12 protein-coding genes are annotated in these 13,147 nt (G+C 65.3%); 3 read left to right on the top strand and 9 right to left on the bottom strand.

Annotation, left to right across the window (positions count from 1 at the left end; genetic code table 11):
- Positions 1-32: 32 nt before the first annotated feature.
- Positions 33-827 (top strand): extracellular solute-binding protein, encoded by a 795-nt coding sequence (locus ACVIJ6_RS19460; protein ID WP_456774003.1) that lies wholly within the window; start codon positions 33-35, stop codon positions 825-827.
- An 81-nt stretch (positions 828-908) separates the two neighbouring features.
- On the opposite strand, the gene ACVIJ6_RS19455 is transcribed toward ACVIJ6_RS19460, so the two are convergent.
- The 4 genes from ACVIJ6_RS19455 to ACVIJ6_RS19440 form a co-directional block, all read right to left on the bottom strand.
- Entirely contained in the window at positions 909-1,706 is a 798-nt protein-coding gene (locus tag ACVIJ6_RS19455) for a transporter substrate-binding domain-containing protein (protein ID WP_012046151.1), read from the bottom strand.
- Positions 1,707-1,872: 166 nt separating this feature from the next.
- Positions 1,873-2,106 carry a hypothetical protein gene (locus tag ACVIJ6_RS19450; protein WP_250171863.1) on the bottom strand — a complete coding sequence of 78 codons (234 nt, stop codon included), beginning with the start codon at positions 2,104-2,106 and terminating at the stop codon, positions 1,873-1,875.
- A gap of 151 nt (positions 2,107-2,257) precedes the next feature.
- Positions 2,258-3,034 carry a hypothetical protein gene (locus ACVIJ6_RS19445; protein WP_456774002.1) on the bottom strand — a complete coding sequence of 259 codons (777 nt, stop codon included), beginning with the start codon at positions 3,032-3,034 and terminating at the stop codon, positions 2,258-2,260.
- A 308-nt stretch (positions 3,035-3,342) separates the two neighbouring features.
- Positions 3,343-4,536 (bottom strand): MFS transporter, encoded by a 1,194-nt coding sequence (locus ACVIJ6_RS19440; protein ID WP_456774001.1) that lies wholly within the window; start codon positions 4,534-4,536, stop codon positions 3,343-3,345.
- A gap of 62 nt (positions 4,537-4,598) precedes the next feature.
- Between ACVIJ6_RS19440 and ACVIJ6_RS19435 the strand changes: the two genes are divergently transcribed.
- Positions 4,599-5,405 carry an AraC family transcriptional regulator gene (locus ACVIJ6_RS19435; protein ID WP_456774000.1) on the top strand — a complete coding sequence of 269 codons (807 nt, stop codon included), beginning with the start codon at positions 4,599-4,601 and terminating at the stop codon, positions 5,403-5,405.
- Positions 5,406-5,538: 133 nt separating this feature from the next.
- Positions 5,539-6,888: a malonyl-CoA decarboxylase gene (locus ACVIJ6_RS19430; protein WP_456773999.1), complete on the top strand. Its 1,350-nt coding sequence runs from the start codon at positions 5,539-5,541 to the stop codon at positions 6,886-6,888.
- Between the two features lie 915 nt (positions 6,889-7,803).
- Here ACVIJ6_RS19430 and ACVIJ6_RS19425 read toward each other — a convergent pair.
- From ACVIJ6_RS19425 to ACVIJ6_RS19405, 5 genes are all read right to left on the bottom strand, one after another.
- Entirely contained in the window at positions 7,804-8,220 is a 417-nt protein-coding gene (locus tag ACVIJ6_RS19425) for an SRPBCC family protein (RefSeq protein WP_456773998.1), read from the bottom strand.
- A 1,124-nt stretch (positions 8,221-9,344) separates the two neighbouring features.
- Positions 9,345-10,403, bottom strand: coding sequence for a hypothetical protein (locus ACVIJ6_RS19420; RefSeq protein ID WP_456773997.1), 1,059 nt, complete (start codon positions 10,401-10,403; stop codon positions 9,345-9,347).
- Between the two features lie 496 nt (positions 10,404-10,899).
- The gene (locus tag ACVIJ6_RS19415) at positions 10,900-11,148 is read right to left on the bottom strand and encodes a DUF3297 family protein (protein WP_006614234.1); all 249 of its coding nucleotides are present in this window, start codon (positions 11,146-11,148) and stop codon (positions 10,900-10,902) included.
- The gene (locus ACVIJ6_RS19410; RefSeq protein ID WP_456777030.1) at positions 11,145-11,621 is read right to left on the bottom strand and encodes a glutathione peroxidase; all 477 of its coding nucleotides are present in this window, start codon (positions 11,619-11,621) and stop codon (positions 11,145-11,147) included. Before ACVIJ6_RS19410 ends, ACVIJ6_RS19415 begins: the two co-directional genes overlap by 4 nt.
- A gap of 15 nt (positions 11,622-11,636) precedes the next feature.
- Positions 11,637-13,031, bottom strand: a complete 1,395-nt coding sequence (locus ACVIJ6_RS19405) for an amidase family protein (protein WP_456773996.1) — start codon at positions 13,029-13,031, stop codon at positions 11,637-11,639.
- Positions 13,032-13,147: the final 116 nt, after the last annotated feature.

The raw sequence follows: 13,147 nt of genomic DNA, 5'->3' as shown, positions 1-13,147 counted from the left end.
TCGGCCCCCAGCCGTCTGCCCCGGAGCCTGCCATGACCTTCTCGACCCGCCTGCGCCTGTTCGGTCTCACCCTCTCGGCCGCGCTGCTGCTGTCTACCGCGACCCAGGCTGCGGAGATCCACGTCATGATCTCCGGCGGCATGACCGCCGCCTTCAAATCGCTGGTGCCGGAGTTCGAGCGGCGCTCTGGCCACAAGGTCGAGATCGCCTATGGGCCGTCGATGGGGACGACGGCGAATGCGATACCGGTCCGCCTCGAGCGCGGCGAGCCGGCCGATGTCTTGATCATGGTCGGCTATGCGCTCAGCGACCTCACCACCAAGGGCAAGGTGATGCCCGACAGTCTTGTCGAGCTCGCCAACTCGCCGATCGGTGTCGCTGTGAAGTCGGGCACCCCGCATCCCGACATTTCGAACGCCGATGCCGTCAAGCGCATGCTGATCGCCGCCAAGACCATCGCCTATTCGGACAGCGCGAGCGGCGTCTACGTCTCCACCGAGATGTTCGACAGACTCGGCATCCGGGAGGAGATGAAGGGCAAAGCGCGGATGATACCGGCGACCCCGGTCGGCGAGATCGTGGCCCAGGGCGAAGCCGAGATCGGCTTTCAGCAGATCAGCGAGCTGAAGCCGGTGAAGGGCATCGACATCGTCGGACCGCTGCCGGCGGGCCTGCAGAAGATCACCGTGTTTTCGGCCGGCATCGCCACCAACGCCAGGGAGCCCGAGGCGGGCAAGGCGCTGATCAAGTTCCTGGGCTCACCGGATGCGCGCAAGACCATCGCGGAGAGCGGGCTCGATCCAATCGTCAGGAAGGCGCCGAACTGAGCTATCACTTGCGGTCTCTCCCTGCTGGGGTCGGCGGGGAGAGCGCAATCTGGACGATGAGCTCGATCCGGCCCGGGATGCTCACTGCGTGAACAGCGTCGATTCGCTCAGATTGTTGGCGCCGTAGGCCTTCTTGAGCAGACCATTTGCTTTTGCGTCCGTCATGAACTTGGTCACGAAGGCCTGCGATTGCGGGTGTTTGAGCGGGACCGCGACGGCCGTGTCCGTCTTCTTGAAGGTGTCGCTGAGCACCTTGGTGCCCGGGATTTGCTTGGCAAGGATCGTGAGCTGGTCGCGGGCCAGCGCCAGCGCATCGATCTCGCCGGCCGACAGCAGCGCGTGGACCTCGTCGTAGGATTTGAACCCGGTCACCGTCGCCTTTTTCATCAACCCCTTCGTCGCCCGCAGCACGGTCGTGTCGTTGATCGCGGCAACCTCATGGCCGGCCTGGTCGAGTGCAGCGATGTTCGGAATGTCGAGCCCGGCGCGGATGATGAACGTCGTATCGACTGAGTCGTAGACGGGGCCGAATGAGAGCTTGCTCTCACGCTCGGCGTCCTTGGGGATGAAGGTGACATCCCAGGCGCCCTGTGCGGCATCCTCGACGATCGCATTCGCGTTCGGATGTTCGACGAACTCGACCGGCACGCCGGCCTGGGCAGCCATCGCCTTGCCTAGTTCGACAGGCACGCCCGTATAACCACTGTCGGATTTGACGCACCAGAACGCCCCGCCCGCCGGGCCCACCGCCACGGCCACTCTCAGCTTGCCGGTCGGCGCGATCTCCTCCTTCAAACTGGCCGCATCAGCGCCGTTGCTGAACAACGCAAATACCGCAGCGATCAGCGCTGCATTGCGCAGCCAGTGCCACTTCAACATGGCCCTCTCCCATCGAATTGCATAGGTGGATCCGGGCGGCACCTTGCGGGGAGCAATGTTAAATACAGCTTACTTTGCTTGTGCAAAGCATCACGCGACGCGCAAAACTTGCGCGTCGTCATGTCCATTTCGAATTAGCCCATATCGAAAACCGATTAAACCCGGCTTAAACGCAGCGCCGAACCCTGACGCCGTTCACCACCACGGTCCGGCATGCAACGGCGGCAACCGGCGGCTTCCGCACGACAACGGCGCCGGCCGCACCGGCGCAGCCGGCACGGACGACGCCGCGCGCGCACACGACGGCATGGGCATCCGACATTGATACGAACGGCATCAATGTCAGGACGAACAGACCGCACAGACTGGAAAAAGCGATACGTGAGAAAATGGTGCGCATGTCAAACTCCCGATCGTCGTCATTGATAGGTCAAATATCCGCCGGAGATTTGCCGGGGCGGCGGAGCTTGGCAACTGTAACAAATTGGGTGGATCGAAACGGCTTCATGGTGTTGCGCATGGGTCGGCCGCGCTGCCGGCGACCTCCTCCGCTACCGGTTGGCGGCGAATTCGGCCAGCATCCCCCGGCACCCGGCTGATAGCGCGCCAGCATTGGCAGCCAGGCACCGGGCAACGCGGCCGCCGCCGGCTGCAATACCACTGCAAAGTGTGCGCGCATCCGCGCCACACGCCGCCCTCATGATCCGCAATTCCTCCAGCGGCCGCAGCGGTCGAAGCACCATGGCTGGCACGGCTGCCGCGGCGGCGGGAGCGGTCGCCGGCGGCACTGCAGCGGTCGACGCCGCCGGGCTTGCGCTCCCGGCGGTGGTGGGCTTCGCCGCCCCCGGTCCGCCCGGCTTGGTCGGCTCAGGTTTCGCGGCGGCGGGCTTCGACGGCGGCTCGGATCTGGCTGCGGTGACGGGCTGCGCGGGCACGGCCGGCGTCACCGGTTGCGTGACGGGTCTGGCCGTTTCGACAGCGGGCCTGCGTGCTTCGGTTTCCTGCGGCTTGCTCACGACCGGCGCGGACGCCGGCTTTGCCTCGGCAGCAGGCTTGACGTCGGCAGGAGGCTTTGCCTCCGCGGCGGGTTCGAGCGCCTTGACGGCGGTCTGACAAGGGCCCGACAGACCCGCGATGTTCTTCTGCAGGCATTGGAAGGCCGCGGCACCACCGGGCGGCACGCTCGCGCATTTCGCCATGTAGTCCGAGCGGCAAGCCGATTTGATCGCGTTGCGCTGCGCGTCGGTCTGCGCAAGCGCCTGCGTCGCGACGACGCCCGCTGCGGCCGCCAGGCCGAGCACGCGCATCCATCCATGGCGATTGATCATCCGTCGATCCTCAATGACATTGGGTTCAATCCTTAGGTCACGACTAAACGGGCAGGCCTGCGACTAATAATGATGTTAGTATGCGCGTCTGTTCTGACAGGTGTGCCCGCCCCACCGGCGGCGCAAGCTGCGGCGGCGACGGGCGCATGGCAATTGTGACATTTTGGGTGGATCGGCACCAGCCCTGCTTTCTCGGGCCGCGCGCGACGATGGCGGCGTGTTGCGCTGCCGTTGCTGCTTACGACCGACGCGAGGTCAAGGCGATCACCGTGCAGCCTGCGGAGTGAGCCCAGCGCCGCACCGCATCCTCATTCTGCCGGCGACACGCGCAAGGCCGGTCGCGCCGCCGGAAGCTCCGGCGGCAGGATCAGCGCGGCGACGATCGCGACCAGGGCCAGCGCGGCGAAAGCCTGCAGCATGGTGACGAAGCCGCCGCGCTCATACAGCCAGGCGACCAGACCGACCGAGGCGCCGGCCGCGGTGAAGCCGACGAAATAGCGCACAGCATAAGCGCGCGAACGCCACTCTTCCGCAGTGTATTTGCCGACCATCGCGTCGTTGACGGTGACCTGGCCGAACGCGCCCATCACGATGCCGATCGAGGCCAGGATGAGCGTCCAGTCGCGGGCATCGGCAGCGAGATAGAGCAGCGGCGCCAGCACCAGCGAGAGCGGCAGCGCGACGGCCTTCAGCGTGTGACGATCGAGCAGCCGGCCGATCGTATATTGCGTCAGCGCGCCGAACACGTAGACACCCGCCGCAATGATGCCGAGAAGCGCCGGGCTCTGCGTCAGCCCCGCCAGCCGCTCCGCAAACAGCTTTGGCAGCGCCACTGTGATCGCGTTGAAGGTCGTGGAGATCGCGATCACGACCAGCAGCAGCGCCAGCACCACGCGCCACATCTGGTCGCGCGCGACGCGGGCCTGCGCCGCCGCCTGCTTCGATCCCCTGCGGTCCTCATGCGCGACCAGCATCGCAAAGGCCACGCCGAGGGCGACCGTGACGATCCCGGGCACGATGAACGCGAAGCGCCAGCCGAGATATTGCCCGACGATGCCGGTGACCAGCGCCGACGACGCCACGCCGAGATTGCCGAACACGCCGTTCAGCCCCATGTCACGGCCGAGCCGGTCGGCATAGGACACCAGCATCGCGGTTCCCACCGGATGATAGATCGAGGCGAACAGGCCGATGGCGAACAGCGCCGCGCCGAGCTGCCAGGGCGTCTGCACCAGGCCGACCGAGATCATCGACAGGCCGATGCCGAGATAGAAGATCAGCATCATGTGCCGCCGGCTCCAGCGGTCGCCGAGCCAGCCGGTCAGAAGCGCGCCGGCGCCGAAGGCGACAAAGCCGGGCGTCGCATAGGGCAGCAGCTCCGCATAGGCCATGCCGAGCGCCGGGCCCATGATGATGACCGCGGCCGCGAAGATCAGCATCGCGTAATGGTCGACGAAATGGGCGGCGTTGACGAAGCCGATGACGCGGCGGGGGCTGTTCATGCGCAGATCCTCGATTCCCGGACAAATCGGTTATACTGGCCTGCCCCAACGAGAAGGCGCCAATGACCATCGTGGACACGCCATTGAAGGCGCTCGGCGCCGACCGGATGACGACCGAGCCCGGCGTCCATCTGATCGCACGCAGCTATCAGAAGGGCGCGCGGCTCGATCCGCACATGCACCGCGAGTCGCAGCTGATCTACGCATCGCGCGGCACGATGCAGGTGACGACGCCGCAGGGCCGCTGGCTGGTACCGCCGGATCGCGCGGTCTGGGTTCCCGCACGCCATGTCCACGCCATCGACATGCTGGCCGACAGCCAGATGCGCACGCTCTATTTCGAGCTCGACTGGCTCAAGCAGGCGGCACGCGGTTTGCAGCTCGACCGCGAATTCGTGGTGCAGGTGTCGCCGCTGCTGCATCAGACGATCCTGGCGCTGTTCGCTCCAGACGGCGGCGCCGAGCGCGCCGCTCTGCTGGTGCGGCTGGCGCTGCTCGAACTGCGCCGCGCCGAGGATTCCTCGACCTTCATCCCCCTGCCGCAGGATCCGCGCGCACGGCGCGCCGCCCTGCTCGTCCTCGCCTCGCCCGCGACTGAGGAGGATCTCGCGACCCTGGCGAGCAAGGTCGGGAGCTCCGCCCGCACGCTGTCGCGGCTGTTCGCGGCGGAGACGCGGCTGAGCTTCAAGGCGTGGTGCCAGCGCGCCCGGATCGCCGCCGCGATCGAGCGTTTGTCGACCGACCGTCATCTGTCCGTCAAGCAGCTCGCCGCCGATCTCGGCTATGCCAGCGTGCCGGCGTTTTCGCATGCGTTCCGGCAGGTGACCGGTCGGACGCCGACCGACTTCGCCGAGCAGTCCGGCGCATGACCTCCGCGTATCATGGGCGCATGCACGCGGTGACGGCGGCGTTGACGATTTGTTATGGTTGAATGTCGCCACCTTTGCCATAAATCCATGTAACATTGCCGCCATCGCTTTGCGGGGATTCGACTGAGACCAGATGGCCAACGCGTTTTTCACTGACCTGATCACCACGATTTCCGAGCGCGGCCGGACGCTGCTGCGCGGCGGCAGCGCCCCGGTCGACAAGCACGATGCGACGAGTCTCGCGGAGCTGTGCGAGGCGCTGGTGTCCGGCGCCGGCGAGGCCTCGGGCACGGCCATGGCCCGCGATGTGCTCGACGGCTATCACGATCTCGATGCCGAGGGCCGCAAGGCGTTCTTCACCGCTTTGGTGCACGATTTCGGTCCCGACAAGACCAGGCTCGCCAAGGCGATCGAGGACTGGCGCGCGGCGCCCTCGGACGAAGGCGCGAGCGCGCTGCATTTCGCCTCGGAGCCGCGGCGGCAGGAGCTGATCCGCCGCCTCAACCGCGCGCCGGGCGGCACGCCCGAGCTGGTCGCGATGCGCACCGATCTCTTGGATCTCCTGAAGGCGAATCCGGAACTCGCCGCGCTCGATCGCGACATCGTGCATCTCTTGAGTTCGTGGTTCAACAGGGGGTTTCTCGTGCTGCGCAAGATCGATTGGTCGACGCCGGCGAATATCCTGGAGCAGATCATCCGCTACGAGGCCGTGCATGAAATCCATGACTGGGATGATCTGCGCCGCCGCATCGATCCAGTCGACCGCCGCTGCTACGCGTTCTTCCATCCGGCGATGCCCGACGCGCCGCTGATCTTCGTCGAGATCGCGCTGACCGAGACCATCCCCGGCGCGATCGCGCCGCTGCTCGCGGTCGACCGCACGCCGGTGCCGGCCGATCGCGCCCGCACCGCCGTGTTCTATTCGATCTCCAACACCCAGCGCGGCCTCGGCGGCATCTCGTTCGGCAACTTCCTGATCAAGCAGGTCGTCGAGGAACTGCGGCGCGAGCTGCCCAAGCTCGACACCTTCGTCACGCTGTCGCCGGTGCCGGGCTTCATGAACTGGCTGAAATCGACGACCGATGCGACCGAAGAGGATCGCAACGTGCTGAAGCTCCTGAACGAGCCACGCTGGTTCGAGGACGCCGAGATGTCCGCCGAGCTGCGCCCCGTGATCGAGCCGCTCGCCGCGCACTACTTCCTGAAGGCGCGCACGCCGAAGGGCAAGGTGATCGATCCCGTCGCCCGCTTCCACCTCGGCAACGGCGCCCGCCTCGAGCGCATCAACTGGCTCGGCGACCTCTCCGCCAAGGGCCAGCGCGAGTCGGCGACCGTGATGGTGAACTATCTGTACCGGCTCGAGGACATCGAGAAGAACCACGAGGCCTATGCCAATGACGGCGAGGTGGTGGCCTCCAGCGCCGTGAAGAAGCTGCTGCGCGGCGAAGGCCGACGGTTGTTGGACATGAGGTTGTCGTCGTAAGAATTGCGCGGACGCGTTCGATCGCATCAGCAGCCGGCGTGCCGTCTTGAGGCGCGTTGACCTTGAGGCAAGTTGGCCTTGAGGCACGAGGCCCACCCCAAACTCCGTCATTGCGAGGCGCACTTGCGCCGAAGCAATCCAGGGCCTCGCGCGCAGCCCTAGATTGCTTCCGCCTTCGCCTATAAGGCTTCGGCGGACACGTCGCTTCGCTCGCAATGACGCCCGGTGAGATGGTGCGCCGGAGCACCAAACACCGCTGTCGTCCCGGCGAACGCCGGGACCCATACTCCCAGGGAGCAGTTTGAGGCAGCCTCGTCGTTAGACTTCCCCACGCCACATCCGCCGCGGAGTATGGGTCCCGGGTCGGTGCCGCGACGCGCTCCGCGCATCACGGCTTGCCCGGGACGACATCGTGGGAAAACCGCTTTCACATCTCAAACAGCCAGGGACGCGCGATCGCACTCTCGCGGCGCTTCACGCCCGAGTGTTCCATCATCATGTCCCTCCGATCAGTGCAGAGGGCGCAGGGAAGACCGGGTGCTGGCCACACCCATGGCCCCCGTGCGTAAGAAAGTGCACGGGGCAGGAACCACAGGTCCGACCGGTGCATTCCGGCCTTCCCTGCGCGATGGTTTGAACGGTGTCCTTCGTGCTCTCCCTGGGGATCGGGCGCTTTTGCCCCCATCGCCCGCGCGTGCCGTCAAGCAACAGCGCGAACTTGACCTCAGCGTCGAGAGGCCAGGACCACACGACTTCTCCGTCCGCAAGGACGCCGGTCGTCTGCCGACATCCTCACGGCCACCGCATCCCTGCCCCGACGTTCGTGACGACGCGTACGCCCCTCCGCGATGGGGCAGGACGCGCGCATCATTGCTGATTTTCGGAAATTGTCAAGGGGAGAGATTCGGACTCCGCTCAGGACGCCTTCTGCGTCGCCGCCACATGCCGCGCGAAGCTGTCGAGAATCGCCTGCCAGCCTTCCCGCTGCTGCTCGACCGGATGAACCGTTTCCGGATCGAAGACAACGCGGACGAGGACGCCCTTCGGGCCGGGCTCGAAGTGAACGTCGGCCTTCCGGTCACCGAACGCGTAGGCGATCAGCTCGTGCTCGACCACCTTGGTGTACGTACCCGCAAAGTCGAAGCCGAAGCTGCCGTCCTTGGCCTCCATCCGCGACGAGAACGCCCCGCCTTCCCGCAGGTCAACGCTGGCCTTGGTCGTATGCCAGTCGTCCGAGGCGGCATTCCATTTCACGATGTCGGCCGGCGTCGTATAGGCGCGCCAGACCTGATCGATCGGGGCTGCGACGGTGGTTTCGACGGTGATCCGCATGATTGCTGCTCCTGGTTCGATTTGACGGCTCGCTGCTTGGTGCAGGCGTTGTGCTCGAAGGACGACGGAGACTGGCTGGTCCCGACATCTGGCGGGAGGAATCTTGCACTTGTGGACGGCCCGCTGCAGAAATGTCCGATGGGAACAGCGGCACGCGCATCATTCATCGCCGCCGCAGCCCTGGTGGGCGGTGCGCTTGGAGCCGCGGCTCTAGGCTACGCGGCGCTGACAGTCGGACAGATTCGAGATTCGGTGACAGTGTCACCGAATCGCGCTCCCTCGGACCAGATCACGAACAAACTAAGTCGCTGATGTCACCCACAGCCGTTCGAATGCTTCGAATGAGGAATGTGGAAATGCGTCACGCTTCTCTTGAAAACTGGGGTCATTATATAGCCACCGCACTTTCTCGAATTGGCGGTACATCAAACCGACGAATTGCCTAATCTTGACGTCTACACTTAGAATGAGCATGCCCTGCTGTGGAAGATCATCCCAGCTGCGGCAATCCCAGTACTCCACGCGCGCCAGATGCCGTTGCTCAATGTGACAGACGCTGTGACGAGGGGCAAACCCGGCTCATCACGCAACCTTGCCATGCTACGGATTTCACCTCGCAAGAGTGAGCAACAAAGGCTTGATAATTCTACGATAGGATCGCCAAACACATGCGTCATTCGGACTGAGATCTTGCCATGTGGAGAGATCACGTACAGATCGCTCCATCCGCCGATGCCGCAAACATAGAGCAAGTCGACTTGGTCGGTAAGATTGATCGTGCCGTGTGAACTCATAGTGGCCCCTTAGAATCCAGCATAGCGCCTATAGTTCGCCGACGAACGCGTGGTCTCCGTGGGAACAATCTCGCGCTTCATACGTCCTTCAAGCGCTGCGATCGGCAATCTAACGAGCTGCATTTCCATATCCTCTCTACTCCAACAACGGTCTGCAGCTCGAACTTGGGCCAGTATAGGAGAGTGCTATTGACCTACCTTCGGGAGATGAGAACTGCTCCCTTGCAGTTGGCAGACGATGCTCACCGGAAGTGACTGATGCCCTGAAACAGCAGGATATACTCTGACGCGACTTCTGCAATTTAAACATCGATCTCTGATTTCTCGGCCTTATTCCCCAAGAGGGCCGTGCGGCCGCAATCGCAGCGCCGCCGCCGGCAGATTCGCGCCCAGCCACTCCGCAATCACTCCCTGCTTGCGGTGATACACCAGCCCCGCCGCGACCACCGCAACGCCGATCAGCGACAGCGCGAACGGGAACAGCAGCGAGTCCTTGAACACGACATCCGCGAGGTGGCCGAGATACATCGTGATGCCGATGGCGCCGAACACGGCGTAGGCGCGGCGGACGATGATGACGGCTGTTAGCAGCAGGCCGACGTTGAGCAGGCAATAGACGGCCTTGCCGAGCTCGGTGGCGCCTTCGGTGGCGCTGATGCCGCCCCAGAAGGCCATCAGGCCGAACAGATGCAGCCAGAAGCCGAAGTCGCGGCTTTGGCTGTTGTAGTCGACGATCCAGGCCGTCACGAGGATGAAGAGGCCGAACCAGATCGAGACGACGCGGCGCATCTCCCAGTCGATGTGGCTGACGTTGAAGATCCAGGGCGTCAGGTCCATCGACATGAACCACAGCGCCACCGAGATGATCGCGACGATGAAGGGCACGCGGTAGAAGCGCAGCGCGATGGCGCCCGCCGCGACGGTGGCGAGCTCCATGAACAGCCAGCTGCCCTTGATCCAGACGTAGAAGTCCTGGACCGTGCCGGGCTTGCCGTAGCGGCCCCACCAGCCGAACTCCTCCTGCACGCCGTAGACGGCGAGCGGCGCCATCGACACGGCGATGGCGATCAGCAGGCCGCCGGGGACGCGCAGATCGCGGCGCCACACGTGGTTGCCGGCGAAGCCGAAGGCTGCGGCATAGGCGAGCGCGCAGGCGGTCAGCGCGCGGCCGCCCATCTGCGAGAACGCCACCGTCGAGAACAGGCCCATGGCGCCGATGACGATCAGCGCGCCGGCGTACCAGAGCAAATGCGCGGCATCGAATTTGGCGCGGGGCGCGGGAACCGCCTTCGTCTGTTGCTCGAGGTAGGTCAGCAACCGCTGCAACTCGTCGGGCCCGATCACGCCGGCCCCGGCGGCGACGCGCAGATCTCGTTCCGAATAGGACATCGTCATCACCCTTTGCCACTCTGCCTGACGCACGCGCGGGCCGTCGCGGCAACGCCTGGGGCGCTGCGCGTCGCAAACCGGTGCCGACGTGGCGGACAAGGGTGAGTGTAGCGAAATTTGAGCAACGTTCAATATATTTTTGAACAACGCTCAAAGTTGTTAGCGGCGGCTGGACGTGGGGTAACCTGCCAAGACCAGGGCACAGCGGCCTGCCCCATGCTCCGCCGTCATTCCCCGCGAAAGCGGGGAATCCAGTACGCCGCGGCCTCGCGATTCGTCACTGCCGTCTCCGGAATACTGGATCGTCCGCTTTCGCTTTCGCGGACGATGACAGTTGGGGGTGGAACCGGCTCCTTCCGCGTCATGACGAACGGAGCGGCGGAGCGAAACAATCCAGAGTCCTTGTACGGCCCTGGATCGCGTCGCTTCGCTCGCGATGACGGTGCGGAGAAGCAGGCTTCCGAAACGATCCGGCAGGCGGCGGACGCGCCCGCCCTCAATCCTTGAAATACGGCTCCACCGGGCCGTGGACCTTGATGGTCAGCGGGTTGCCGTGGCGGTCCTTGGCGGTGCCGGCGGCGACGCGGATCCAGCCTTCGCTGATGCAATATTCCTCGACATTGGTCTTCTCGGCGCCCTTGAAGCGGATGCCGACGTCGCGCGACAGGATCTCCGCATTGTAATAGGGGCTCTTCGGATCGACCGAGAGGCGGTCGGGGAAGGTGAAGGTCTCGTTGTCGCTCACAGCAGTGCCTCGATCTCTTTGTTCAACGCCTCGGGCGTGGTGGTCGGCGCATGGCGCGACACCACATTGCCTTGGCGATCAACCAGGAATTTGGTGAAATTCCATTTGATCGCCGAGCCCAAGAGGCCGGTCTTCTCGCCCTTCAGGAACTTGTAGAGCGGATGCGCCTCCGCACCGTTGACGTCGATCTTCGCGAACAGCGGGAAGGTGACATCGTACTTGGTGGAGCAGAACGCGCCGATCTCCTCGGCCGTGCCGGGCTCCTGGGCGCCGAACTGGTTACAGGGAAATCCGAGCACGGCAAAGCCCCTGCCCGCATAGGCACGGTGCAGCGCCTCCAGGCCGCGATATTGCGGCGTGAAGCCGCAAGCGCTCGCGGTGTTGACGATCAGGAGCACCTGGCCCTCGAAGCGCTTCAGCGGCACCTCCTCGCCCGTGAGCGAGGCGGCGGTGAAATCGTAGATGCTGGCCATCTGGCTCGCCATGGCTCAGGCCACCACCGGATCGATCGGCGACGGCGGCGTGCCGCCGGCCTCGATGGCTTCGCCCGCGGCAAGGCACATGTCCTCGCGAAAGCGCTGGCCGACGAGCTGCACACCGACGGGCACGCGGCCGACCATGCCGGTCGACACCGTCAGGCCCGGCAGGCCGAAGAACGGAATCGCGATCTGCGTCAGCTGCGCGTGCCAGACCTGCTTGAACGACTCCTCGTCCTTGCGGTCGAGCTGATCGGCGAAGGGCAGCATGCCGGAGACCGGCATCAGCAGCAGCGGATGCTGCTCCATGAACAGGAGCCACTGCCGGGTCAGCGCGGCGCGGCGCGCCAGCGTCTGCGACAGGTCGAACGGATGCACCTTGTCGCGGTTGCCGCGCAGGCAGGCGAGCGCGCCGGGATCGCCCTCCTTCTCGGCCGCGGCGAGCTGGGCCTCGTAGCCGTCGCCGAGCCACAGCCGGGTCTGCAGCAGCGCGGCCTCCTGCATCGGCGGCGTGTCCTTGATTTCTTCCACGGTCCAGCCGGCGGCCTCCAGGCGCTTGGCGGCGTCGCGCAGCGCGGCGACCACCTCCGGCACCGGGTTCAGCCCGTCCGGGTTGACGCAGAGGGTGACGCGCTTCGGCAAGGGGGGGCCCTCGAGCGGCACCGGCATCCACCAGACATCGCGGACGTCGCGCGCTGACATCGCCGAAAGCGCAATCCTGACGTCGTTGATGGTGCGGGCGAGCGGCCCGGAGACGGCGCTGATCTGCGGGCCGATCGGACGTTCGGGCAGGCAGGTGTTGAAGGCGGGGATGCGGCCGACGGTCGGGCGCAGGCCGTGGATGCCGCAGGCATAGGCCGGATAGCGCACGGAGCCGGCGATATCCGTACCGTGGCCGATATGGCCGATGCCGGCGGCGGTGGCCGAGCCGGCGCCGCCCGATGAGCCGCCGGGCGTGATGCCGGGGTCGCGCGGGTTCTTGGTATGGCCGTGGATGAGGTTGCTGGTGAACCAGCGATAGGACACCGCCGGCGTGTTGGTGCGGCCAAGCAGCACGGCGCCGGCCTTGACGAAGTTGTTGACGACCGGATTGTGCGCGGAGGCGATCGCGTCCTTCTGCAGATTGAGGCCGTTGGTGGTGGCGTAGCCGATCTGGTCGACATTGACCTTGATCGTCACGGGCACGCCGGCGAGCGGCCCCGGATCCTCACCGCGCGCGAGCCGGGCGTCGATCGCGTCGGCCTGCTGCAGCACGTCCTCGGGACGATGGTCGATCACGGCGTTGATCTGATGGTTGACCTGATCGAGCCGCGCCAGCGCCGCGGTCGCGGCATCCCTGGCGGAAACCTGTTTCGACTTGATGAGGGCGGCGAGATCGGCAGCCGGAAGGCGCCAGAGATCGGTCATGGGGAGCTCCGTGGTGACGAGTCGCTTGTAGCGTGCAGACCGGGCGGGAGAAAGCCGTCGCGGCGCCGCACTCCGGCATAGCCGCTGCAACAAACCGCATGGGTTCTTGTAGCTCT

This window comes from Bradyrhizobium sp. USDA 4369 (assembly GCF_054056435.1).
This window is presented reverse-complemented; position numbering and strand designations above follow the sequence as displayed.